The organism is Streptomyces sp. NBC_00104 (genome assembly GCF_045160825.1).
Taxonomy (GTDB): domain Bacteria; phylum Actinomycetota; class Actinomycetes; order Streptomycetales; family Streptomycetaceae; genus Streptomyces.
In genome coordinates this window covers 8,389,896-8,413,785 of the sequence record NZ_CP108215.1, presented here as the reverse complement: position 1 = coordinate 8,413,785, position 23,890 = coordinate 8,389,896, and the positions used below count along the sequence as shown (strand labels likewise).

22 protein-coding genes and 2 pseudogenes are annotated in these 23,890 nt (G+C 72.0%); 8 read left to right on the top strand and 16 right to left on the bottom strand.

Annotation, left to right across the window (positions count from 1 at the left end):
• Nucleotide 1 precedes the first annotated feature (1 nt).
• The 6 genes from OG272_RS36950 to OG272_RS36925 all read right to left on the bottom strand — a co-directional run bounded on the left by OG272_RS36950 (nt 2) and on the right by OG272_RS36925 (nt 6,435).
• Nucleotides 2-1,099: a BMP family ABC transporter substrate-binding protein gene (locus tag OG272_RS36950; protein WP_326575950.1), complete on the bottom strand. Its 1,098-nt coding sequence runs from the start codon at nt 1,097-1,099 to the stop codon at nt 2-4.
• 136 nt (nt 1,100-1,235) lie between these two features.
• The gene (gene deoD / locus OG272_RS36945) at nt 1,236-1,979 is read right to left on the bottom strand and encodes a purine-nucleoside phosphorylase (RefSeq protein WP_327727432.1); all 744 of its coding nucleotides are present in this window, start codon (nt 1,977-1,979) and stop codon (nt 1,236-1,238) included.
• On the bottom strand, nt 1,976-2,725 hold the full coding sequence (locus OG272_RS36940) for a glutamine amidotransferase (protein ID WP_326575955.1): 750 nt from the start codon (nt 2,723-2,725) through the stop codon (nt 1,976-1,978). Before OG272_RS36940 ends, deoD begins: the two co-directional genes overlap by 4 nt.
• A 121-nt stretch (nt 2,726-2,846) precedes the next feature.
• Entirely contained in the window at nt 2,847-3,905 is a 1,059-nt protein-coding gene (locus tag OG272_RS36935; protein ID WP_326575958.1) for a LacI family DNA-binding transcriptional regulator, read from the bottom strand.
• The gene (locus OG272_RS36930) at nt 3,895-5,268 is read right to left on the bottom strand and encodes an amidohydrolase (protein ID WP_326575960.1); all 1,374 of its coding nucleotides are present in this window, start codon (nt 5,266-5,268) and stop codon (nt 3,895-3,897) included. Before OG272_RS36930 ends, OG272_RS36935 begins: the two co-directional genes overlap by 11 nt.
• Before the next feature lie 243 nt (nt 5,269-5,511).
• Nucleotides 5,512-6,435 (bottom strand): LLM class F420-dependent oxidoreductase, encoded by a 924-nt coding sequence (locus OG272_RS36925; RefSeq protein ID WP_326575962.1) that lies wholly within the window; start codon nt 6,433-6,435, stop codon nt 5,512-5,514.
• A 238-nt stretch (nt 6,436-6,673) separates the two neighbouring features.
• Between OG272_RS36925 and OG272_RS36920 the strand changes: the two genes are divergently transcribed.
• Nucleotides 6,674-6,841 (top strand): hypothetical protein, encoded by a 168-nt coding sequence (locus OG272_RS36920; RefSeq protein WP_327727433.1) that lies wholly within the window; start codon nt 6,674-6,676, stop codon nt 6,839-6,841.
• Nucleotides 6,842-7,017: 176 nt separating this feature from the next.
• Here OG272_RS36920 and OG272_RS36915 read toward each other — a convergent pair whose 3' ends face one another.
• The 4 genes from OG272_RS36915 to OG272_RS36900 form a co-directional block, all read right to left on the bottom strand.
• A complete protein-coding gene (locus OG272_RS36915; RefSeq protein ID WP_326575966.1) occupies nt 7,018-7,494 on the bottom strand; it encodes a DUF6099 family protein in 477 nt (158 codons plus the stop codon).
• Nucleotides 7,495-7,686: 192 nt separating this feature from the next.
• Nucleotides 7,687-8,037: a nucleotide pyrophosphohydrolase gene (locus OG272_RS36910; protein WP_327727434.1), complete on the bottom strand. Its 351-nt coding sequence runs from the start codon at nt 8,035-8,037 to the stop codon at nt 7,687-7,689.
• Nucleotides 8,024-9,199, bottom strand: a complete 1,176-nt coding sequence (locus tag OG272_RS36905; protein WP_327727435.1) for an ATP-binding protein — start codon at nt 9,197-9,199, stop codon at nt 8,024-8,026. Before OG272_RS36905 ends, OG272_RS36910 begins: the two co-directional genes overlap by 14 nt.
• 814 nt (nt 9,200-10,013) lie before the next feature.
• Nucleotides 10,014-10,403, bottom strand: coding sequence for a cell division protein SepF (locus OG272_RS36900; protein WP_326585580.1), 390 nt, complete (start codon nt 10,401-10,403; stop codon nt 10,014-10,016).
• A gap of 348 nt (nt 10,404-10,751) precedes the next feature.
• On the opposite strand from OG272_RS36900, the gene OG272_RS36895 reads away from it, so the two are divergent.
• From OG272_RS36895 to OG272_RS36875, 5 genes are all read left to right on the top strand, one after another.
• Nucleotides 10,752-14,987: a molybdopterin-dependent oxidoreductase gene (locus OG272_RS36895; RefSeq protein ID WP_405895538.1), complete on the top strand. Its 4,236-nt coding sequence runs from the start codon at nt 10,752-10,754 to the stop codon at nt 14,985-14,987.
• A gap of 635 nt (nt 14,988-15,622) precedes the next feature.
• Nucleotides 15,623-16,006, top strand: a complete 384-nt coding sequence (locus OG272_RS36890) for a sortase-dependent protein (protein WP_327727437.1) — start codon at nt 15,623-15,625, stop codon at nt 16,004-16,006.
• Nucleotides 16,003-16,623 carry a class F sortase gene (locus OG272_RS36885; protein WP_405895537.1) on the top strand — a complete coding sequence of 207 codons (621 nt, stop codon included), beginning with the start codon at nt 16,003-16,005 and terminating at the stop codon, nt 16,621-16,623. Before OG272_RS36890 ends, OG272_RS36885 begins: the two co-directional genes overlap by 4 nt.
• A 152-nt stretch (nt 16,624-16,775) precedes the next feature.
• Nucleotides 16,776-17,276, top strand: a complete 501-nt coding sequence (locus tag OG272_RS36880) for an RNA polymerase sigma factor (protein WP_326575974.1) — start codon at nt 16,776-16,778, stop codon at nt 17,274-17,276.
• Entirely contained in the window at nt 17,260-17,727 is a 468-nt protein-coding gene (locus tag OG272_RS36875) for a hypothetical protein (protein ID WP_405895536.1), read from the top strand. Before OG272_RS36880 ends, OG272_RS36875 begins: the two co-directional genes overlap by 17 nt.
• Before the next feature lie 129 nt (nt 17,728-17,856).
• Here OG272_RS36875 and OG272_RS36870 read toward each other — a convergent pair whose 3' ends face one another.
• On the bottom strand, nt 17,857-18,627 hold the full coding sequence (locus tag OG272_RS36870; protein WP_326575978.1) for a TSUP family transporter: 771 nt from the start codon (nt 18,625-18,627) through the stop codon (nt 17,857-17,859).
• A gap of 145 nt (nt 18,628-18,772) precedes the next feature.
• Here OG272_RS36870 and OG272_RS36865 point away from each other — a divergent pair, with 145 nt between their 5' ends.
• The gene (locus tag OG272_RS36865; protein WP_405895535.1) at nt 18,773-19,504 is read left to right on the top strand and encodes an SDR family NAD(P)-dependent oxidoreductase; all 732 of its coding nucleotides are present in this window, start codon (nt 18,773-18,775) and stop codon (nt 19,502-19,504) included.
• A 156-nt stretch (nt 19,505-19,660) separates the two neighbouring features.
• Here the strand turns inward: OG272_RS36865 and OG272_RS36860 are convergent, their stop codons facing one another.
• The 5 genes and pseudogenes from OG272_RS36860 to OG272_RS36840 form a co-directional block, all read right to left on the bottom strand.
• Nucleotides 19,661-20,257 carry a TetR/AcrR family transcriptional regulator gene (locus OG272_RS36860; protein WP_327727440.1) on the bottom strand — a complete coding sequence of 199 codons (597 nt, stop codon included), beginning with the start codon at nt 20,255-20,257 and terminating at the stop codon, nt 19,661-19,663.
• Between the two features lie 146 nt (nt 20,258-20,403).
• Nucleotides 20,404-21,582: an MFS transporter gene (locus OG272_RS36855; RefSeq protein WP_405895534.1), complete on the bottom strand. Its 1,179-nt coding sequence runs from the start codon at nt 21,580-21,582 to the stop codon at nt 20,404-20,406.
• A 381-nt stretch (nt 21,583-21,963) separates the two neighbouring features.
• Nucleotides 21,964-22,653 (bottom strand): NAD(P)-binding domain-containing protein, encoded by a 690-nt coding sequence (locus OG272_RS36850; protein WP_326575986.1) that lies wholly within the window; start codon nt 22,651-22,653, stop codon nt 21,964-21,966.
• A gap of 320 nt (nt 22,654-22,973) precedes the next feature.
• Nucleotides 22,974-23,333 carry a cupin domain-containing protein gene (locus OG272_RS36845; protein WP_327727443.1) on the bottom strand — a complete coding sequence of 120 codons (360 nt, stop codon included), beginning with the start codon at nt 23,331-23,333 and terminating at the stop codon, nt 22,974-22,976.
• Between the two features lie 26 nt (nt 23,334-23,359).
• Nucleotides 23,360-23,548: pseudogene (locus OG272_RS36840) on the bottom strand (SDR family oxidoreductase); the annotation flags it as partial.
• Between OG272_RS36840 and OG272_RS36835 the strand changes: the two are divergent.
• Nucleotides 23,549-23,830: pseudogene (locus OG272_RS36835) on the top strand (transcriptional regulator); the annotation flags it as partial. It lies immediately after the preceding pseudogene.
• Nucleotides 23,831-23,890 lie beyond the last annotated feature (60 nt).

The window sequence follows — 23,890 nt, the reverse complement described above, 5'->3', positions numbered from 1 at the left end:
ATCAGAAGGCGCTGGGGACCGTGACGGAACCGGACTTCACCTTGTCGGCGGCCTCCTGGAGCTCGGTACGGATGCCTTGGGGCACCAGCTCCTCGAAGTGGTCGTCGTCGACGTAGCCGACCGCGTCCTCGTCGAGGCCGACGCTCTCGACGGCGCCGTACTTCACGCTGTCCCGCTTGTCGTCCTCCGCGGCCTTGTAGAGCGCGTTGCCCACGTTCTTGAGGATCGAGGTGACGACGGTGTTCTTCTGGGCGGTGTCGGTGAGGGTCCGGTACTGGTCGGAGTCGACGCCGAAGGTGTAGCGGCCGGCGCTCGCGGCCGACTCGAAGGTGCCGAGTCCGGAGAGCCCGGCGACCGGCCACACCAGGGCGGCGCCCTGCCCGTACAACGCGGTGGAGATCTCCTTGCCCTTGGCCGGGTCGCCGAAGGGCTTGTCGCCGCCGACGTACTGCACGAGGACGTCGGAGTTCTTGCCGCCGGCCGCCTTGAATCCGGCCTTGAATCCGACGATGAAGTCCTCGATGACGGGGATCTTCACGCCCCCGATGACACCGACCTTGTTCAGGGATTCCGCACCCTTGAGCGCTTTCTCGGCGACCAGCTTCTCGGCGAGGAACCCGGCCAGATATCCACCCTCGTTCTGCTTGAAGGTGACCGAATAGACGTTCTCACACTTGTTGGAACAGCCGTTCTTGCCGCTGTAGTCGACGGTCGAGTCGAACACCCAGAACTTCTTGTCCGGGTACTGCGGGGCGAGTTCACCGATGTAGTCGGTGACGTCGAAGGTGCCGGCCGCGAGGATGTCGTAGTCGTCGGCCGCCGCCGCGTCCTCGAAGCCCGGCTCCCACTTGGTACGGTCCGAACCCAGCTCGACCACCTTCAGCTCGTAGCCGAGCTCGCTCTCCGCCCGCTTCAGGCCCTCGTGGGCGGAGTCGAAGAACGACTTGTCGCCCAGCCCTCCATTGACCACCAATTTGATGCGGGTCTTTCCGGAGGAGGACGCCCCGGAGTCGTCCGGGCCCGACCCCCCGCACCCGGCCAGTACGAGCATTCCCGCCACCACGACGGCGGCTCCCGGTCCGTAACTTCTCATCGTCATCGACCTCCTGATCATTTTCTGCTCTTTGTATCTCTTGGTGTGGGGAAGGGGATGCGTCGACAGTAGGAAGTGCAAAACGTTTTGGCTATGCCGACGGGTTTCTGTTTGATTTCTTCCGGGGGAAATTCCGTGGTCTTCACCCGTCGGCCAGCAGCGCGGCCGCGGCGACGCGGACGGCCCGGTCGAAACAGGTCTCCCGGTCACGGGCGGACAGGGCCTCTCCGGTGCGCACGTGGTCCGACACGGTCAGTACGGCGAGGGCCTCGCCGCCCTCCGCCGCGGCCACGGCGTACAGCCCGGCCGCCTCCATCTCGACCGCGAGGGTCCCCCGGCGTTCGAGGGCGTCGAGGACCGCGGGCCGGTCGAGGTAGAAGTGATCGCTGGAGAACACCGGGCCGATGTGCACGGCCGCCTCGTCCGGCGCCTCCCGTTGGACGGCGTCCGCCGCGTCCACGGCCACGCGCAGCGACCGGTAGGAGGGGGCGAGGGAGAGCGTCACGCCGTCCACGAGCAGGCGGCTGACGCTGGAGTCGGTGTGCGCGGCCGAGGCGATGACGACGTCCCGTAGGGCGACCGAGGCGGGGAGCGCGCCCGCCGTGCCGACCCGGACGATCCGGCGGACCCCGTAGTGCCGGAACAGTTCCGTCGCGTAGATCGACACCGACGGGATGCCCATGCCGGAGGCGAGGACGGACATCGGTACGCCCCGATGGCTGCCGGTGTAACCGAGGATGCCTCGCACGTCGGTGACGAGCCGGGCGTCGTCGAGGAACGTCTCGGCGATCCGCCGGGCCCGACGCGGGTCGCCCGGCATGAACACGAGCGGGGCGAAGTCGCCGGGAGCGGCGGAGATGTGGGGTGTGCCCTGTTCCCGCGTCACAGCTCCTCCCCCGCGAGCCAGCGCACCAAGCGGTCCCACAGCTCCGGGTAGCCGTCCCACTCCAGGAAGGGCGGCGGCGCCCAGTGCGGTGCCACGTCGGAGGTGAAGGCCGCCGACCGGCCCGTGCCGTGGCCGCCGACGGCCAGCAGCGGATGCCCGGCGCACTCGGCGAGCAGGGCCGCGTCCGGTCGTACGACGACCTCGTTGAGGCCGAGCAGCGCGGGCCAGGTCCGGTCGAGGCCTGCCACCACCGTGTGCCCGCCGACCACTTCGGGTACGGCGCCGGCCGGCAGCTCCACCCGGTCGTCGCGGTCGAGCAGGGTCACCGGCAGGGCGGCGGCCAGGGGCGTACGCCCCCAGCGGGCGCGGGCGTCGATGCCGCTGAAGGTGAGGTAGCCGCCGATCATCAGCATCCCGCCGCCGCGCTCGACGAAGTCCCGCACCAGCTCCGAACGGTCGGGGGCGGGCTCGGAGCGGTTGAACGTCGCCGGCGGCAGCTGGAAGCTGTTGGCCCCGACGTCGCTGATGACCACGACGTCGTACGCGTCGAAGCCGGCGGCGGTGTCCGGGACCCGGGTGGATATCTCGTGCGCGGGCACATACGTCACCTCGTGGCCGCGCGAGCGCAGCGCGTCGAGGAAGACGCCGCCGCCCTCGGTGTACTCGGCGGTGTGGAACGCGTCGAAGCCCTTCTGATGGACCGTGTACGTGAACCAGGACTCGCCGATGACGAGGACTCTGGGCATGGACGAACCGCCTTTCCTTCGGGGCCGCTTCGGAGCGTTCGCGGGTGTGCGGGGGGGTATTTCGGGGCACGGGGACATGGCCGCGTGGCGCGGCGTCCGTGACGGAGGGGGGAGGTGCGGGTCAGCGGGAGGCGGGCGGGGCCGTGCTCCCGCGTACCTTCAGTTCGACGGGCAGGGTGTGCCGGGACGCGGGCGGGACCTCGCCCCGGGAGACGTACTGGAGGAGTTGCGCGGTGGCGGTACGGCCGACGTCGTAGGCGGGCTGGTGGACGGTGGTCAGGGGCGGGTTGATCAGCGAGGAGGCCCGGATGTCGTCGAAACCGACGACGGAGACGTCGTCCGGCACCGAGAGCCCGGCCTCCCGGAGCGCGGCGAGCGCGCCGAACGCCATCAGGTCGTTGGCCGCGAACACGGCCGTACGGTCCTCGAAGCCGCCCTCGTCGAGCAGTTCGGCGATCAGCCGGTACCCGGACTCCTCCTTGAAGTCGCCCACCCGCTCGGCGACATCGCCGTGGAAGGCCTGGCGGAAGCCGTGCGCGCGGGCCGCGCCGCTCCTCAGGTCGCGGGGGCCGGTGAGCATCAGGGCCCTGCGGTGGCCGAGCGCCCGCAGATGCTCGCCGACCAGCCGGCCGCCCGCCTCGTGGTCGGCGCTGGCGATGAGCGCGCCGCCGAGCCCCTCGACCTCCTCGTCGGCGAGGGCGATCGGGAACTTGCCCATGAGCGCCTCCAGCCGCCGCCGGGAGGGCGGGGACCCGGAGGCGTACACCATGCCGTCGATGAACCGGCTGCGGATCATGCCGAGATAGCGGTCCTCGCGGTCGGCGTCGAACTCGGTGTTGCACAGGATCAGCCCGTAGCCGAGGTCGTGGGCGGCGTCCTCGGCGCCCTTGGCCAGCTCGGCGAAGAAGGTGTTGCTGATGTCCGGGATCAGCAGCCCGATCACGGAGGTGGACCCGGCCTGGAGGCTGCGGGCCAGCGACGCGGGGACGTATCCCAGCCGGTTGACGACGCTCCGCACGCGGGCGGCGGTGTCCTCGTTGACGGGCCGGTTGCCGCTCAGCACATGGGAGACGGTGGTCGGGCTGACCCCGGCCGCCGCGGCCACGTCCTTGATGGAGGCGGCCCGGCGGACCGCCGGTCTGTCGTGGGTGACGCCGGCTTCGTGCAGGTCACGGGTCATAGTGCTGCACCGCTCTTCCGTGGGAGATGTCGAGGATCCGCGCGACCCGTGCGTCGGCCTCGGCGAGCAGGGCGGGCTCGTCCACGGTGAGCAGCCGGCCGTCGCGCATCAGGACCCGCCCGTCGACGACGACCGTGCGTACGTCACTGGCGCGGGCGCTGTAGACGAGTGCGGCGCGCGGGTCGTGCAGCGGACGGCAGTGCGGCCCGGACAGGTCGGTCAGGACGATGTCGGCGCGCATGCCCGGCTCCAGCGCCCCGATCCGGTCCTGGAGCCCCAGGGCCCGTGCCCCGCCCCGCACGGCCAGCCGCAGCGTGTCCGAGACGGTCATCCAGGTCGCGTCCCGCACCGCCTGCTTCTGGGTGAGCGCGACCAGCCGCAGCGCCTCCCACACGTCCAGCGTGTTGTGCCCGGCCGCCCCGTCCGTGCCGACGGCCACGGTGACCCCGGCGGCGAGCAGCCCGCGGACCGGGGTCAGCGGGGTCAGGGCGTGCTTGAGGTACACCTTGGGACAGCAGGCCACGGCGGCCGTGCCGGCGTACTCGCCCAGCAGCGGCAGGTCCTGCTCGACGATCCCGCAGCCGTGCGCGACGAGGGCGCCCGCGTCCAGGACCCCGGTGTCGTGCAGCACCCGGATCGGGGTGATCCCGCGCCGCTGAAGGCTCGACTCCGTCTGCTCCAGGTGCTCGGCGGCGTGGATGTGCATCCGCACGCCGAGCCGTCGGGCGTGGTCGGCCAGGGTCCGCAGGTCGTCGTCGTCCACGGTGTACGGCGCGTGCGGCCCGAGCGAGACGGTCACCCGGCCGCCGGCCCGGCCGTGCCACTCCTCGGCGAAGGCGACGCCGGCGTCCAGTGCCCGCTCGCCACCGCTGCTGAAGTAGGTGGGCGCGATGTCCGCCCGCAGCCCCGTCTCGGCGACCGCCTCGGCGATCGACTCGGGGAAGAAGTAGTGGTCCGCGAAGGTGGTGACCCCCGACCGGATCATCTCCGCGCAGGCCAGCCGCGCCCCGACCCGCACGTCCTCGGCGGTCAGGTTGGACTCCATCGGCCACACCCGGTCGTTGAACCAGCCCTCGACCGTCACGTCCTCGGCGGCTCCCCGCATCAGCACCATGGGGCTGTGCGTGTGCGCGTTGACCAGTCCGGGCAGGGCCAGCAGCCCCCGCCCGTCCACCACCTCCGCGCCGCGCTCCTCCGGCCCGTCCGCCCGCGTCGGCCGCACGTCCGCGATGACGCCGTCCTCCACCACGATGTCCCGCGCGGGCAGCACGTCGCACTCGCCCACGACCGGGACACGCAGCACGTCACAGCCGCGCACCAGGAGGCGGTGGCGGGATGCGGAGGGGGACGTTCTGTCGCTCATGCGGCACAACGTAGATTTCCAAAACGTTTTGCACAACAAGGGACGCTTTGGATCTTGCGGAGCGATTGCGGAGCGATACCAGGGCGGGCCGGCGGTGACGGCCCACGAGGCGGGCGGCGCCACAGGACCATGGCCGCCGCCGTCGGCAAGCGGTTCGTCCGTGGTCACTCGCGGCCGCCCGCGCACCCCCGCGCCCCTCGAAGGGCGCGGGGGGGGGCGGGTCCGCCGCGACGTGCGCCCTCGCTACGACAGCTGGGACTGCACCTGGGTGGAGATCAGTTCCAGGTGGTCCAGGTCGTCGAGGTCGAGGATCTGGAGGTAGACGCGCTGGGAGCCGATGCCCTGGTAGCGGGCGATCTTGTCGACGACCTCGGCCGGGGAGCCGGCGAGGCCGTTGGCCTTGAGCTCGTCGACCTCACGGCCGATCGCGGCGGCGCGGCGGGCGACCTCGGCGTCGTCCTTGCCGACGCAGGCGACCAGGGCGTTCGAGTACACGAGGTCGTCTGCCTTGCGGCCGGCCTCCTCGGCGGCCTTGCGGACCCGGCCGAACTGACGCTCGCTGTCCTCGATCGAGGCGAACGGCATGTTGAACTCGTCGGCGTACCGCGCGGCGAGCCGCGGGGTACGGGTCGCGCCGTGACCGCCCACGAGGACCGGCACCTTCGCCTGCGCGGGCTTGGGCAGCGCGGGCGAGTCGGTCAGCTGGTAGTGGGTGCCCTCGTACGAGAACGTCTTGCCGACCTCGGTGGCCCACAGGCCGGTGACGATGGCCAGCTGCTCCTCCAGACGGCCGAACTTCTCCTTGGGGAACGGGATCCCGTACGCCTTGTGCTCCTCCTCGAACCAGCCCGCACCCAGGCCGAGTTCGACACGGCCGCCGGACATCTGGTCGATCTGCGCGACCTGGATGGCGAGCACGCCGGGCAGCCGGAAGGTGCCGGCGGTCATCAGGGTGCCGAGCCGGATGCGCTTGGTCTCGCGGGCGAGTCCGGCCAGGGTGATCCAGGCGTCGGTGGGGCCGGGCAGTCCGTCCGTCGAGCCCATGCGGAGGTAGTGGTCGGAGCGGAAGAAGGCGTCGAAGCCGAGGTCCTCGGTGGCCTTGGCGACGCTGAGGAGGGTGTCGTAGGTCGCCCCCTGCTGGGGCTCGGTGAAGATGCGAAGATCCATGACTCCATCCTGCCCGCTCGCCTCCCGGTCAACGGCACCGGTCCCACGGGTGACATGGGCCCACGGCCGGGTGAAAATCCGTCGATCCGCGCACGGGGCGGGCTCGGGCCAGTGACCGGCGGGAACGGTGATCGTTGCTCGGGAGGAGCCGGACCGCCCGGCACCCGTCGCCGGCGGCCGCTGCCGGGGCGCCCGCACACGTGCCCCCTCGGGGGGCGAGGGCCGAGGAGGCCGTCACATGTCCCAGGAAGCCGTGCCGGAGCAGGCCGCCGTGCCTGCGCAGCCGAAGGGTCTGCTCCAGCAGATGGAGGAGCTGATGGCTGCCCTGAACGCGGACCTGTCCCAGCTCGACGCGGATCTGTCGGTGCCGCGTACCGCTGCCGCGGAGGAGAGCGGCACAGCCTGACCTTCCCGGAGCCGCGAAGTTCGACGCCCGGTCCGCTCTACCGGCCGGGCGTTCGCCATGTCCCCCGGTGGGTTGTTCGGCTGCGGGTGGGTGGGGGCTGGTCGCGCAGTTCCCCGCGCCCCTGACAAGCAGGGTCCCGCCCGGGTTTCAGGGGTGCGGGGAAGTGCGCGACCAACTCACCCCGCCGCCGCATCCCTCTCCGCCAGGACCTGGTCTCTCACCGCCAGGCGCCGCAGCATTTCCAGGACGCGGTCGCGGGCCTCGTCCGCCGCGTCGATCGCTTCCATGCACTGCCAGTAGGTCGCCTCGTCGTCGGCTCCGCTCGCCATACCCACCAGCGCGATACCGACCTCCCCCAGCAGGCCCCCGAGCCGCAGCAGCGAATCGTGGGCGTCGCCCAACTCGGTGAGCTGGGCGGCCCGTAAATCACCCACACCGAGTGGCGGGGCGCCGAGTATGCCGCAGCCGCTGCCGGCCAGCTCGGTCAACCCCAGCGCCTCACCGCGCAGTTCGGGAGGTCCCGAGACCGCGAGGCGGCTGCCGATCGCCTGGGCCAGGGCATAGGACTGCCACGCCTCCGCCATGATCTGAGGTCCCTCGACGCTGCCCGCCAGAGCACGCCTGCTCGCCAAGATGAGCCGCACCGCATCCATGCGCTGCCCCCGACTTCCCCGACGCGCTCTCACACGTCCGCCCGAACTCCTGCCTGTTCATTACCCACAGTGAGGGCCGCTGAGACAGAAAGCCAGAGGAAGCCTGAAATCTGTGGATAACAAGTCGGCTGTGGACAACTTCTCAACTACGAAGAGTGACAATCGGAGGGGCGTGCTCAGTGTCGAGCGTCGTCAAGGCTCCTCCGGCGCCGGAAATCTCCGTTCGTTGCGGTCGATCTTCGCATCCAGGGCTGACAGTGGGTCGATCCCCAGCACCTCGCAGAGCTGGAGCAGATAGGCGAGCACGTCGGCGACCTCGTCCGTGACGCGGTGGGCGGTCTCCGGGTCCGACATCACGCGCGCGGACTGCTCCGGCGTCAACCACTGGAAGATCTCGACGAGTTCGGACGCCTCGACGCTCAGCGCGGAGACCAGGTTCTTGGGCGTGTGGTACTGCTGCCAGTCGCGGGCGGCGGCGAACTCGGCGAGCCGCCGCTGCAGGGTCGCCACGTCGAGCCCGCGCCCGGGTTCAGGATCTTTCACGGTTCAGGTCTACCACCGTCACCCCCGGCACCCCGGCGGCCCAGGAGGCGTCGCTGACCGCGCCGACCAGCCGGATGTGCCCGCGCTCGCACATGCGGGCCGCCAGCCGCACCAACTCCAGGGCCTGCCTCGGGTCGAGGGCCCTGTCGAAGCCGTCGGCGAGGACCGTGAGGGTCTGGAGCGCCGCCGGCACCTCCGCGACCGGGTCCACCTCCAGGACCCCGGGACCGGTGAACAGCACCAGGGCCAGCGCGAGGTACCTCAACTCCCCGTCCCCCAGCAGGCCCAGGGCCGTCCGTACCCCGTCGCCCCGGTCCAGCACCGCCCGTACCGCGCCGTCCCGCAACGGCTCGGCCAGCAGATCGAGGACCGGCCCCGCACAGCCGTCGCGCACGGCACCGACGAGCAGCGCGTGCCGTCGGCCGCACTCCGTCCGCGTACGCCACAGCACGTCGGCGAGGTTGTCGCAGCCCCGGAGCAGCCGTCCGGTGCCGAGCGGGACCGCGGCGCGCATACGGCCGGGGCGCGGGTCGCAGGCGTAGACCGAGCGGAGTGCGACCACCATCTGCTCGGCGGCGGCGAGGACCTGGCGCTGACCGTCCGTCTTGCCGGCCACGCGGAGCGGGAGCAGCGCGGTGCCGAGGCGGTCGTCGGGCAGGGGCCCGCGGGTGACCGGGGAGGTGCCGGCCGTGTGCCAGGCGGCCTGGACGACGGGGCGGCTCGGGTCGACGAGCGCCGTCTGCAGCAGGGTCAGCCCGCCGGCCGTCAACCGCTCGCCCACGATGCGGAGTTCCGGCTCGGCCTGTACCGCGACATCGAGGTGCACGGGCCCTTCGGGGCCGTCGGCCGTGCAGCCGATGCGGAAGCCGCGCCGCCGCTGGGCGTCGGGGCGTGCCCGTTCGGGGACGCAGCCCTGAGGGTCGGGGAAGGCCTCGTCGAGGTGGGCGCCACCGCCGAGTCCGGCCAGCGCCTCGTAGGCCCGCAGCGCGGTGGTCTTGCCGCTGCCGCTGCGTCCCGAGAGGAGGGTGAGCGGCCCCAGCGGGAGGAAGGCGCCCCGGTGCCCGGCGAAGGCGGAGAGCCTGAGTTCGGTGACGTTCGGCCGCTCCGGACGCGCCCCGGCGTCCGCGCCGGGCAGCATCGGCGACAGGGATGACACGGTCATATGCGGACAGTAGGGGCCCATTCCTCGGGCAAACCGTTCCGCCCAGTGGATCTTCCTACGATCGAGGGAGCGCCCCGGCCTGCTCCCGGGCGCCCCGCACCGAGCGAGGGCGCCCCAACCGGGCAGGAGCGCGCCGGGCCTGTCGGGAGCGCGCCGGCACGGGGTCGGGCCGCACGGGAGCGCCGGAACGGCCGGGAGCGCGGGGGCCGGTCGGGAGCGCGCGGGGCCCGTCGGGAGCGCGCCGGGCCGGTCGCAAGCGCACCGGAACCGAGTCAGGACCGCGCCGGGAGCGCCGGAACCACCGGGAGCGCCCGGGGCCGGTCAGGAGCGCACCAGAACCAAGAGCAGGACCCCACCGGAAACGCCGGGAGCACGCGGAGCCAGTCGCAAGCGCGCCGAAACCGCGTCACGACCGCACCGGAAGCGCCGGAACCACCGGGAGCGCCCGGGGCCGGTCAGGAGTGCGTGGGGCCGGTCAGGGCCGCGCCGGAACCCCGACCAGGACCCCACCGGAAGCACCGGAACGGCCACGGAACGCGCCCTGCCGGTCAGGACCGCGCCAGGGCGAGCCAGGAGTCGGGCCCGGTCGGTCGCGCGCAGGCGCCCCAGGTCGCACGTGCCACCCGGCGGTCGAACGCCCCCGGGCCGAGCGGGAACGGGACGGCGACGGGCGACCGGGCGACCGGGCGACCGGGCGACCGACAACGCACAACGGCGACCGGAAACGCCCCCGCGGCAGAAGAAACTGGCCCCGCGGGCAGGTGCGCCCCGCAGCGGACGGAGGCGCCCCGCCCCGGGCGCCCCGCCCCGGGCGTCACACCCCGGGGATCCCGGCACCTTCCATCAGCCCCCGCACCTCGGTTCCCCGCGGCGTGAGAAGGAACACGTTCCGGTCGACCCGGTGCATTCCGCTGGCGAGGCCGAAAACCACCCCCGTGCTGAAATCGAGCACCCGCTTGGCGGTGTCGGACTCCGCGCCCGACAGGTCCAGCAGCACCGGAACGCCCGCCATCAGCGTCTCCGCCACGTCACGGGCGTCCGCGAAGACGTTGACGCGCAGCACCACGAAGCGGCGCCTAGCCTCGGTCTCGGCTTCCGGTATGGTCCGGTGGCCGACCGCCGACGGCCAGGCGTCCCGGCCCCGCAGCGGCACTACCTGGGCGAGCCCCTCCCACTGTTCGTCGGTGACATCGTGGCTGTTCACCCTGTTCACCGGCCTTCCCCCTGGCTCGCACTGAATGACTGCATCGGCCAATTCTTACGCATGGTCACCCGTTCGGCCCAACAGCGACACGGACCGCGACACCTCGCTGTCCGGCCCAACGGCCGGAACCCGCCCTCACAGCCCCTCGCACGGGCGTGTGTGGCGGGCGTAACGCCTCATGATCAGGTCATGTGACATAGGCGTAACGGGCAATTCGTACGATCGAGTCGGCCGGGCAGCGACTCGGAGGCTGAGCGGAAGCCGACCGGCCGCCGTACCAGACAGCGACCGGTGGACCGACCGGACGACCGACCGGACACCCCGGACGCCGACAGAGAGGGGCCGCCCGTGGCCGCACAGGGCCCGCCGAGCACCACGACCCGGGTGCGGACCGTGTGCTCGTACTGCGGTGTCGGCTGCGGCATGCTCCTGGACGTCGGGATGGGTCCCGACGGCCGGCGTACGGTCCTGAAGGCGTCCGGCGACAAGTCCCACCCGGCGAACTTCGGCCGCCTCTGCACCAAGGGCGCGACCACGGCCGACATGCTGGCCGCGCCCGGCCGCCTCACCACGGCCCTCGTCCGGGACGACCGGGGCGACGAGCCCGTCCCCGCGCCCGTCTCCGACGCGATCGCCGAGACGGCCCGGCGGCTGCGCGCGATCATCGACGAGCACGGACCCGACGCGTTCGCCTTCTACGTCTCCGGCCAGATGAGCCTCGAAGCGCAGTACCTCGCGAACAAGCTGGCCAAGGGCTTCATCCGCACCAACCAGATCGAGTCGAACTCCCGGCTGTGCATGGCGAGCGCCGGCACGGGCTACAAGCTGTCGCTGGGCGCCGACGGACCGCCCGGCTCGTACGAGGACCTCGACAAGGCGGACGTCTTCCTCGTCATCGGCTCGAACATGGCGGACTGCCACCCCATCCTGTTCCTGCGCATGATGGACCGGGTCAAGGCGGGCGCGAAGCTGATCGTCGTCGATCCCCGGCGTACGGCGACGGCCGAGAAGGCCGATCTGTTCCTGCAGATACGTCCGGGTACGGATCTGGCCCTGCTCAACGGCCTTCTCCAGCAGCTGCACGCGAACGGGCACACCGACCCCGACTTCATCGCCGCCCACACCGAGGGCTGGGAGGCGATGCCCGACTTCCTCGCCGAGTACACGCCGGAGGCCGTCGCCGCGAGCACCGGCATCCCGGCGGACGACATCCGCGAGGCCGCGCGGCTCATCGGCGAGGCCGGCGAGTGGACGAGCTGCTGGACCATGGGGCTCAACCAGTCCACGCACGGCACCTGGAACACCAACGCGCTCGTCAACCTGCATCTGGCGACCGGCGCGATCTGCCGCCCGGGCAGCGGCCCGTTCTCCCTCACCGGCCAGCCCAACGCCATGGGCGGGCGCGAGATGGGCTACATGGGGCCGGGCCTGCCCGGTCAGCGGTCCGTGCTCGTGGACGAGGAGCGGGCGTTCGTCGAGGAGCTGTGGGGGCTGGCGCCGGAGTCGCTGCGCAAGGACGGGGTCGGCAAGGGCACCGTCGAGATGTTCCAGAAGATGGCCGACGGGGAGATCAAGGCCTGCTGGATCATCTGCACCAACCCGGTCGCCTCGGTCGCCAACCGGAAGACCGTGATCGAGGGACTGGAAGCCGCCGAGTTCGTCGTCACCCAGGACGTGTTCGCCGACACCGAGACCAACGCGTACGCCGATGTCGTCCTGCCCGGCGCCCTGTGGACCGAGTCCGAGGGCGTCCTCATCAACAGCGAGCGCACCCTGACGCTCGCCGCCCCCGCCGTCGACCCGCCGGGCGAGGCGATGGCCGACTGGCGGATCATCGCGGCCGTGGCGCGCGGGATGGGGTTCGAGAAGGGGTTCTCGTACGACAGCGCCGAGCAGGTCTTCGAGGAGATCAAGCAGGCGTGGAACCCGAAGACCGGGTGGGACCTGCGGGGCGTGACGTACGAGCGGCTGCGTGCGGAGTCGGTGCAGTGGCCGGCGGCTTCGGAGGACGGGCCGGCGCGGAATCCGATCCGGTACGTGAAGGCAGGCTCGGGCTCGGGCTCGGATGCGGATGCGAGTGCGGGGTCGGGTTCGAGTTCAAGCTCGGGCTCGGGCTCGGGCTCGGGTTCAAGCTCCGGCTCGGGCTCGGATACGGGGCTCGTCTTTCCCACCGCCAGTGGGCGGGCCGTGTTCCACGCGCGGCCGCACATGCCGGCCGCCGAGATGCCCGACGACGACTACCCGTTCGTGCTCAACACCGGACGGTTGCAGCACCAGTGGCACACGCTCACGAAGACGGGGCGGGTCGCCAAGCTCAACAAACTGAACCCCGGGCCGTTCGTGGAGGTGCATCCGCGGGACGCGCGTGAACTCGGCGTCCAGGACGGGGACTCCGTGGAGGTCGCGTCGCGGCGGGGGCGTGCCGTGCTCCCGGCGGTGGTGTCGGACCGGGTGATGCCCGGGTGCGTGTTCGCGCCCTTCCACTGGAACGACCTGTTCGGCGAGTACCTGAGCATCAACGCGGTGACGAGCGACGCGGTGGATCCGCTGTCGTTCCAGCCGGAGTTGAAGGTGTGCGCGGTGTCTCTGGCGAAGGTGGCGGCGCCGGTACGGGTGACCGGGCCGGAGGAGACCCAGCCCACCGCGACGCGTGTGCCGGCGACGGTGACCGTGCCGACGGCGGTCACTCCCGGCGCCAACCCGTTCGGTCTCGAACCCTCTCCCCCGCCCGTCCTCTCCGCCCAGGAGCGCCAGTACCTCACCGGCTTCCTCGCCGGACTCGGCTCCGGTGTGCAGGGAGTGCCCGTACTGCCGGCCGACGCGCCGTTCGTTCCCGAGCACGCGGTGTGGGTGAACGGGGTGCTCGCCGGGATGTACTCGCGGACGGCGGCCCCGAGCACGGCGCCCGCCGTCGTCGAGCCCGCCGGGCGCGAGATCGTCGTGCTGTGGGCCTCGCAGACGGGCACCGCCGAGGAGTTCGCGGTGGCGGCGGCCGAGCATCTGGGGGCCGCCGGTCACCGGGCGACGCTCGTCGGCATGGACGAGGCGATCCCCGACCAACTGCCGAGCGGGGCCGACCTGTTGCTGATCACCAGCACCTTCGGCGACGGCGACGCGCCCGACAACGGCTCCGGCTTCTGGGACGCGCTCTCGCACCAGGAGGCCCCCCGCCTGGACGGCGTGCGTTACGCCGTACTGGCCTTCGGGGACTCCTCGTACGACGACTTCTGCGGGCACGGCCGCCGACTGGACGCCCGGCTCGACGAGCTGGGCGCGGTGCGCCTGGCCCCGCGTACGGACTGCGAGCCGGACTACGAGCCGTCGGCGGACGCCTGGCTCGGCCAGGTCATCACGGCACTCGGCACAGGGACGGAAACGGACACGGCCACGGCCACGGCGGCCACGGCTCCGGAAACGAAGCCGCAGGCCGGTCCCACCGCCGCCCCGGCGCCCGTCGCCCGTCCCGCCAAGCCCGCGCCCGCCGCCGCCCGACTGGTCGGCAACCGGCTGCTCAGCCTGCCCGGGGCGGGCAAGGAGGTGCGGCGGTTCACCTTCGACACCAGCGGGACGGGGCTGTCGTACGAGGCGGGCGACGCGCTCGGTGTACGACCGGTCAACTCCCTCGGCCTGGTGGCGGAATGGCTGGCGGTGACCGGCCTGGACGGCTCGACTCCCGTGCAGGTCAACGGTGTTGGCGAGGTGCCCTTCGCCGAGGCCCTGCACCGGCATCTCGACGTCACCCGGATCACCTCGGACCTGCTGCGCTTCGTCTCCGAACGGACGCGGGACAACCGTGAGTTGAAGAAGCTGATGCGCCCGGACAACAAGGACGGGCTGGCCCAGTGGTCATGGGGGCGGCAGGCCGTCGACGTGGTCACCGAGTTCGCCGTGCGGGCCTCCGCGCAGGAGTGGACCGGCGTCTTCAAGCGGCTCCAGCCCCGGCTTTACTCCATCTCGTCGAGCCCGCTCGTCGACCCGCACCACGTCTCGCTGACGGTGTCCGTCGTCCGGTACGAGAACCTGCGCGGACGCCCGCGCGGCGGGGTCTGCTCGCCCTTCCTCGCGGACGGCGAGGCCGATCTGGAAGTGCCGGTCTTCGTCCAGCGCTCGCCGCACTTCCGGCCGCCGACCGACCCGGTGACCCCCATGGTCATGGTCGGCCCCGGCACCGGCGTCGCCCCCTTCATCGGCTTCCTCCAGGAACGGCGGGCCCTCGGCCACCGGGCGCCCAACTGGCTGTTCTTCGGCGAGCAGCACCGGGCGACGGACTTCTACTACGAGGACGAGCTGACGGATCTTCAGGAGTCGGGCGTGCTCAGCCGGTTGGACACCGCCTTCTCCCGTGACCAGCGCGCCAAGGTCTACGTCCAGGACCGGATGCGCGAGCACGGCCCCGAGCTGTGGCACTGGCTCCAGGACGGCGCCCGCTTCTACGTCTGCGGTGACGCCTCCCGCATGGCGAAGGACGTCGACCAGGCGCTGCGGGACGTCGTGGTCACGCACGGCGGGATGACGGAGGGCGAGGCCGCCGCGTATGTGAAGCAGCTGTCGACGGAGAAGCGGTACGTGCGGGACGTGTACTGAGCCGCCACACCGGCCGGGGCCCTGGGTGTGCCGTCGCGTGACGCGTGGGGGCGCTCAGCTTGGACATCGCGCGGAGAGGCGGTTGCGGGACCGTGCCCGGTGCCAGGTGGACCTCGGTGGCGATCTCGGCGACCGAGGCGTCGGTGCGGGCGGCGCGCAGGGCCTGCGGTTCGCGGTCGCCGAGCGGGCAGTCGTCCTCGGTGAGGGCGGACGCGGCGATGTCCGGGCCGACGTAACGGCGTCCGCCGGCGCCATCGCGGATGATCTCCGTCGGCCGGGCGGCCGGGGTGGTCCTGGGCACGAAGCCGCGTACGCCGGCGGTGCTGCGCCCGGCGCAGCACCGCCGGGCGGGCGTGCCGGGTGACCAGCACGACCCGGGTGGGCGGCTTGGCCCCGATCTCCCGTGTGAAGAGCGGCGCCGTCTTCCCGGCACCGGCCGAGCGGATCGAGGCCCGAGCCTCCGAACGACGACTTTGCGATCTCTTTACAACGCGTCCCGCCGCTGTCTCGTCTCTCCGCTCGATACGTGATGCCGCCGCGTCCCGGGCAACCGGCCGGGCGGCCCACGAAGCCGTCGTCCCCGTCCGACCCGACGGGGACGACGGCCCGCCGAACCCGACGAGAGAGAGCGACTCATGCGCCGAACCGTCCTCAGTGCCACGGCACTCGCCTTCACCGCCGTGCTGGCGACCGCGCTGCCCGCGTTCGCCGACGACACGAGCCCGTCCGCCGCACCGCAGGAGGCCTCCACGACGGCGACCCCGGTCCCGTCCACCCCCGCGGCCACCGAGCATCCGTCCGAGGGGGAGCCCACCAGGGCTCCGGAGGACGGCGACGCGGACCCGACGCCGAGCCAGGTCTCCGTCGTTCCCAGCGGCGCGCCCGACACCGGTGCGACGCCGACGTCGGAGGGGTCCGGCAGCACCGGCGTACTCGTCGGCACGGGCGCCACCGCGGTGCTCCTCGGCGGCGGCGCGGCCGTCGTTCTCGTACGGCGCCGGCGGGCGAACGAGGCGTGACCCCGCTCTCCAGGCGCGCCTTCGCCGCCGCGGCGACGGCCTCGCTGCTCGTGAGCTGCGACGGCCGACGCACCGACGACGTCACGACCGCGCCCCCCGCGGGCGACGCGTCCCCGCCCCCGTCCTCGCCGTCCGCCACCGGCGTCGCGCGGCCCCTCGGCCGTTCGGTCCCCGTCAGACTGCTGATACCGGCCATCGAGGTCGACACCCCGGTCATCCGGCTGGGGTTGGCCCCGGACGGCACCGTGGAGGTGCCGCCGGTCACGGCGCACGACCGGGCGGGCTGGTACCGGCACTCGCCGACCCCGGGGCAGACCGGCCCGTCGGTGATCCTGGGCCATGTCACGGTCGGCACCTACGGGGACGGCGTCTTCCGCCATCTCGCCCGGCTGCGGCGGGGCGAGCGGATCGAGGCGCGCCTGGAGAACGGCACGACACCGGAGTTCACCGTCGATTCCGTACGGACGGTCGCCAAGGCCGAATTCCCCGCCGACGAGGTCTACGGAGACGTGGATCGCCCCGCGCTGCGCCTCATCACCTGCGGCGGGCCCCGCACGGGCGACGAGTACCGCGACAACGTGATCGTCTTCGCCACGCTGAGCGCCACCGATCGGTGAGCGACGGCCCGGTGAGCGACGGCCCGGTGAGCGACGGCCCGGTGGGCGACGGCGCCGCGAGCCACGGCCCGGTGAGCCGGAGCTCGCCGCTCGTTCCGCCAACCACTCGTCCCCCACTGCCACTTGTCGCATCATCACGACCATGGAGAGCGTTGAAACGGTCCCGTGAGAAGGCCGCGTCCGAGCTGTTCGCCGCCCTCTACCCGCGCCTCGCCGGCTGGTGCCGTCGGCTGGTCGACGACGACGAGACGGCACACGAGATCGCCTCGGAGGCGTTCACCCGGCTGTGGGCCCGCTGGACGTCCGTGGCGGAGCCGCACGGCTTCCTCTACGTCACCGCGGCCAACCTCGTCCGGGACCACTGGCGCAAGCTCGAACGCGAACGCAGGGCGATGCACCGGGTCACCGCCGAAGCCGCGGTGCGGCCACGGTCCGACCACGCCGAACAGTCCGACCCCTCGGTCAGGCTGCTCGTACAGTCGCTGCCGGAACGGCTGCGCGTGCCGATCCTGTTGCACTACTACGCTGACATGCCGATCCGGGAGGTGTCCGCGCTGACCGGACGCAAGGAAGGAACCGTCAAGGCCGACCTCCACGCGGCCCGCGAACTGCTCCGCGCCCATCTGAGGAGAAGCCTTGATCACACGGCCTGACGAGGGCCCGGACTTCGAGCCCGACGATCCGCTCACCGTCATCCTGCGTCCCCCCGCCGACCGCCTCGGCCCACCCCCCGGCCGCTACGAGACGATCCGCCGCACCGCCGCCCGCCGCCGCCTCGTGCGGGCCGCCGTCGGCGCCGCCGCGACCTGCGCGGCCGTCGCCCTCATCGCCCTCCCCCTGCACCTCGCCGGGAACGAAGCCCCGGCCGTCCCCTCGGCCCCCCTGGCCCCGCCCCCGGCGACCAGCCCCTCCCCCACCCCACCGACATCCCGCACCCCCGACACCGCCACCGCCACCGCCACCGCCCAGCCCACCGAACAACCCCCGAGCCCCGTCCCGTCGACCCCACCCTCCAGGACCGGTGCCGAGACCACCGCGCCGTCGGCGACCCCGACCCAGGCCGCCGAACCCTCGGTCCCGCGCGGCACGCCCGACGCGGGCTGAGCCGCCGAAAGGACCAGTGCTGTTCGCCGGCGACCCGACGGCCTCGACGACAGCGGTGGTGAACTCGGTGGTGGAGACCGATCCACCGAGATCGCGACGTCTCGCGCAGCGACCTCAGGTCTCATGGCCTCATCCGAACTGGTCGAAGGCGAGTTTGATCACCAGCACGGTGACGACCACGAGGAGGACGCCGCGGATGAAGCCGGAGCCCCGCTTCAGCGCGGTCCTGGCTCCGAGGGTGGCGCCCACGATGTTGCAGACGGCCATCCCCGCGCCCAGGGTCCACAGGATGTGGCCCTGCACGGCGAAGACCGTGAGCGCGCCGAGGTTCGTCCCGACGTTCACGATCTTCGCCAGCGCCGAACTCTCCAGGAACTCCATGGACAGCAGGGCGGTGAAACTCATGATGAGGAAGGTTCCGGTACCGGGTCCGAAGACGCCGTCGTAGAAGCCGACGCCGCAGCCTGCCAGGGCGACGGCCGTCATCCTCCGCCGTCGGCTGACGGCGTCGGCGGTCTCGATCACGGATCCGAAGCTCGGGCGCAGCGTCACGAACGCCGCCACCCCGATGAGCAAGGCCATGATCAACGGCCGGAACCAGTCGGCCGGCAGGCTGGAGGCGGACAGAGCCCCGAACCCGGCCGAGGGGATCGCGAGTCCGGCTGCGGACAGCGCCACGGACCGGTCCAGTTTCGTACGCCGCGCATAGGTGACGGCGGCCACGCCGGTGCCCGTGATGGCCGTCAGCTTGTTGGTGCCCAGCACCGTGGCGGGCGCCATCGTGGGAAACGCCACCAGCAGCGTGGGGATCAGGATCAGCCCGCCACCCCCCACCACCGCGTCCACCCATCCGGCCGCGGTCGCGGCAACCAGCAGGGCGGCGACTATCTCTGGATCCACACCGGTCCTTCCAGGGCGCCCGGCGAGCCCGCCGGAGGGACAACACTCACAAGATCGCGTAGACGGGTTCCAGGACCGTGCGGACATGCCAAGAGTCCACGTCACAGGCGGGCCGTAAGGACCTCACTAGCTTGGTGCATGTTACTTGCATGAGCAAGAAGGTCCACCCGAGCCGTTGCGCCGCCTCGCGGAGGAGACCGGGGCCCTCTCCCATCCGTCCGACGTCGGTGACCCCGACGCCGCCGTGAGCCTGGTCGACGCGGCCCTGACGTCCTTCGGCCGGCTGGACGGGCTCGTCCTGAACGCGGGCATCGGCCGCGGCGGCACCGTCGGGGACCTGGCGCTGGAGGACTGGGAGGACGTGATGCGCACGAACGTCACCGGCCCCCTGCTTCTTCTGCGTGCGGCGCTCCCCCACCTCCTGCGGTCGCACGGGCCGGTGGTCGCCGTCGCGTCGGTCTCCGCCCTGCGCAACGGCGCGGGCAATGCCGCGTACGCGACCTCCAAGGCCGCCCTGCTCCAGCTCTGTCGCTCGCTGGCCGTCGACTACGGACGCCAGGGTCTGCGCACCAACATCGTGTGCCCGAGCTGGGTGCGCAGCGAGATGGCCGACCGGCGGATGGCGCGCTTCGCCGCGGAAGCGGGGTTGGGCGACGGCGGCGCGGAGGCCGCCTACGACGAGGCGACCCGCCCACTGCCCCTGGGACGCCCGGGTGAGCCGCACGAAGTCGCGGCGGCGATCGGTTGGTTGCTGTCTCCGGCCGCCTCCTACGTCAACGGCGCGGTTCTGACCGTCGACGGCAGAGCGACGGCGCTCGATCCCGGAACCCTCGCCTTCGACTTCCGCATCGAACCCCGGGGCACCGCGGAGCGGTGACCGCCACCGGCGCCGCGTGGCGCGGCGTGGCGTGGCGTCACGACTGCCGAGCGGCTCTCCGTGCACGCAACCGATCCGGCGGCAACCACAGGTCCGGCGAGGGGCGTGCGGCGCCCAGACGCGCACCCGTCGTCCCGTCGTCCCGCGACGGCGAGGTCATGAGCCGGACGTGCGCAGGGCGGCCAGGGTGAAGTCGACGACTTGCTCCGCCCATTCGGGGCGGCCGCCGCGTCCGGCCAGGTGGTCGGAGAAGTATGAGCCGTGCAGCGCGGCCGCGGCCGTTCCCAGGTCGGCGTCTTCCCGGATCTCTCCCCGGTCCCGGGCCTGTTGGAGTGCCTGGCGCAAGAGGGCCCGGCGGGGCCCGATGGTGCGCTCGCGCAGCAGATTGATCAGTTCGGGGGTGTGGGCCTCTTCGGCCAGGCAGGTGCCGATCAGCGCCATGCCGTTGACGCGCTCCATGTTGGCGTCGAAGTCCCGGAGGATGGCGAGCAGGTCGGTGCGGATGTCGCCGGAGGGCGGCGGGGCGTCGGCCATGCGCATCGTGGCGAGCGCGGCGGTGAGCAGGTCCGCCTTGGTCTTCCACCGCAGGTGGATGGTGGACTTGCTGACGTCGGCCGCGGTCGCCACCTGATCGAGGGTCATCCGGACGTATCCCTGGGAGGCCAGCAGTTCCAGGGCGGCGGTCAGGATCGCCTCGTGCTTTTCGGCCGAGCGGGTCCGCCCCGCCGGTTTACCAGTCTTCGTCGTGCGCATGGTCAGAGAATAGCGAACTGACCCGCTCGGTTCGCGAATCGCGTACGCACTGGCGAGGTCGGCGAGGCACCGCACCGGGTACGAGCGCGGCGCGGCGGGGCCGGTGTGGAGTGCGGAGCAGTTGGCGGCCGGGAAGGGCGACGGCTTCATCCGCCAGGCCTGCGGTGAGGTACGAGCGCTCCCCGGCGGCCGACGGCCCACACGGCGAGGGCGAAACAGCTCAGGCCGGCGCCGGTCAGACAGACGGCGGTCCAACCACCCGTGGACCACAGCAGGGACGCCGCGGCGGAGCCGATGGCGCCGCCGATGAAGTTACAGGTGACAAAAGCCGTGTTGAGCCGACTGCGCGCCTCGGGGGAGACGGTGAACAGCCTCATCTGGTTGAGGATGTTCACGCCTTGGACAGCGATGTCCAACAGAACGATGGCGACCAGGATGAGCACGACGGAGTGCCCACCGAGCGCAGCCACCACGAACGACACCACGACGCCGGCCCAGCCCCATCCGGTGGCGGGCAGGGACCAGCCCCGGTCGTGAAGGTGGCCGACCCGCTGGGCGGCGAGGGCGCTGACGAGGCCGGCCAGGCTGAAAAGGCCGATGACGGAGACGGGGTAGGAGTACGGCGGGCTGCTCAGCAGGAAGGTCAGCGCGGTCCAGAACAGGGTGAAGACGGCGAACGCGGTGGCGCCGAGCACCAGGGTCCAACGCACGGTCCGTTCCTGCCGGACCGCCTCCCCCACCGAGAGGATGAGCCGCGGGTAGGGCAGGTGTGCCCTCGGTGCGAGCGGGGGGATCGCGCGGCGGAGCAGGAAGGCGAGCACGAGGGCGGCCGCGGCCGCGATGAGGTAGATCGCCCGCCAGCCGGCCGCATCGGCGACGAGGCCGCTGATGGTCCGGGAGGTGAGGATGCCGACGAGCAGGCCGGAGACGACGGTGCCCACCACCCGGCCGCGCTCGGCGTCGCCGGCGAGGTCTCCGGCCAGCGGAGTGAGGATCTGGCCGGACACGGTCGTGAGGCCGAGCAGGGTGACGGCGGCCAGGAGAACGCCGATCGAAGGCGCGAGCGCGCAGGCGACGAGCATCGCGGCCGCGCACAGCATCATCACGGGGACGAGCCGGCGCCGGTCGAGGACATCGCCGAGTGGTACGACCAGCAACACGCCGGCGGCGTAACCGATCTGGGTCGCGGTGACGAGCCAGCCCGCCGTCGTGGAGGAGGCGTCAAGGTCACGTCCGATGAAGCCTAGAAGGGGCTGGGCCCAGTACAGGTTGGCGACCGCGGCCCCGCCGGCGACGGCGAACAGCAGGGTCAGTCCACGACTCATCCCGTTCGACGCCGACAGCGTCACGGGGGCGGCTCGGGCAGGGGCTGGGGGCTTCTCGGGAGTGGTCATACGGGTATCCGGTCGTCGGTGCCGCTGTGGCGGAACGGGGCATTGTCAGCTTCGCGCCTGGAAGCACTCCTCGGTAGCCACTTCTCGACCTGCGTCAGGGGTGTCAGCGCCCTGGATGCCAAGTTCGCTGACGGCCGTCCGAATCTGCGGAAGGTGGCCGACGGCGAGTTCCGTGTCGGCGGCGGCCAGGTTCTCCTCATACGTTCCGGGGGGCAGCCGTTCGGTCGACGACCGCCCCTGGCACCCTATCGGACCGGCGCACTCCAGCCGCCCCGCGTCGTCCTGGTCGAGCGGCAAGCTCCGGTGGGAGGGCTAGCGGGCGCCCTGGACGCGGTAGTTGAAGTCGCCGTGGCCGAGGGCGCCCATCAGGCTCCAGCCGAGGGGGAACAGCATCTCGGTACCTCGGGCGGTGTCGATACCGCCGAGGTCGACGATGGCGCCCTCGGGCCAGCCGAAGGAGAGCAGCAGTTCGGTGACGTGCTTCTTGGCGTCTGTGTCCTCGCCGGAGACGAAGACGTCGTGGGCGCCCGCCACGCGGCCGGGCTCGATCATGATGCGGCACGGCATGGTGTTGAGGGTCTTGACGACCTTCGTCTCGGGGAAGGCGCGCTGGATCTGTTCGCCGAGACTGTCGGTGCTGACGGGGTTCAGCGAGGGCGGCATCCCGGCGGAGAAGTCGAGCGGGTTGGCGATGTCGATGAGGACCTTGCCCGCCAGGTTGGCGCTGCCCGCCGAGGCGAGGGCATCGAGCGCGGCGGCGCCGGCGGTCGTGTTGACGACCGTCTCACCGAAGGCGGCGGCCTCGGCGAAGGTCCGCAGCGGCACGGCCGGGTGGTCGGCATGCCAGGTGACGAAGGGCGGGTTGCCCAGGAAGTCCGGCTCGGTGCGGGCGAGGGTGGCCTCCGGGCGTCGGGTGCCGATGACGACCTCGTGGCCGAGGGAGGTGAGCTTGGCGGCGACGGTCCGGCCGACGATGCCGGTACCGAGGACGGCGTAACGCATGAGGAACGGTCCTTTCGAAGCGGGCCGGCCAACGGGAAGTGCATCCGACCCGCCATAAAACTAAACCGAGTCGTTCGGTATTGCAAGGGGCGTCGGTCCGTGCTGCTCGGCGTGGTCGTTCAGCACACGTGGTCCCGACCGGGCACCTTCGCGCGGTGCGGGGCAGGACAAAGCCGCTGCGCCCCGGGGTTGCAGAGGGGACTTCCTGACGCCCTGACGTCCTGACGTCCTGAGTGAGCCCGGGGCGCGTGATCGATGGGCCGTGGCTACCGGTCGCGGGTGCGGGGGCCGTTGTACTGCTGGTCGGTGACCGGCTCGGCTCAGGCGGTCTCGGGGGTGCCGTCGCCTGTGCCCTCCCACAGGGCGATGTGCTCCACGGACCGGTCGGGTGCGGCGCCGTGCCAGTGTTCCTCGTTCGGCGGGCAGGCGACCGTCTCGCCGGGATGGGCCTCGAAGAGAGTGCCGTCCCGGGTTCCGATCAGGGCGGTGCCGGACACGATGTGCAGGGTCTGGCCCAGGGCGTGGGCGTGCCAGTGGGTACGCGCGCTCGGTGAGAAGCGGACCAGGTTGGCGCGTATCCGGGAGGGCTCCTGGCCGGCCACGATGACGTCCCACCGCATGTCGCCGGTGAACCAGTCCGCCGGGGCCTTGCTGCTGGGCTGCTGCTTGATGAATTCCATGGTGTCTCTCGGCTCGTGGGGGGTTCCTAGCGGGCGACGTGACCGCCGTCGACGGGGAGGGCCACGCCGACGACGAAAATCGCTCCGGGGCTGCACAGCCCCAGGACCGCCTGGGCGATTTCCTCGGCGGCGCCGAGCCGGTTGATGGGCTGGTTGGCCTCGGCCTCGGCGCGGTCGAGCTCCCCCTTGGCGATCATGTCGCTGACCATCGGGGTGAGCTGGTCGGTGAACTGTCCCTGCGGGACAAGCAGTTCGCCCGCTGGTGGGGCGATCACCACGTCGCCGCCCGCACCGTGGGCACGAAGACCCTCAACCATCCGGTCGTCGGCGAGCTCGTCCTGGACTGGGACACCCTCACCGCCAACACCGACCCCGACCCCGACCAGCACCTCACCGTCTGGACCGCCGCCCCCGGGTCCCCCACCCACGAACGGCTCCCCATCCTCACCTCCTGGGCCACCGACCAGAGACTGCCGGCCTCGTCCCCCGTCACCTGACGGCTACGGACCGCCGCCGCAGGAGCGGGCGGTGGTCTTCGTGGCCTCCCTCGGCTCGGC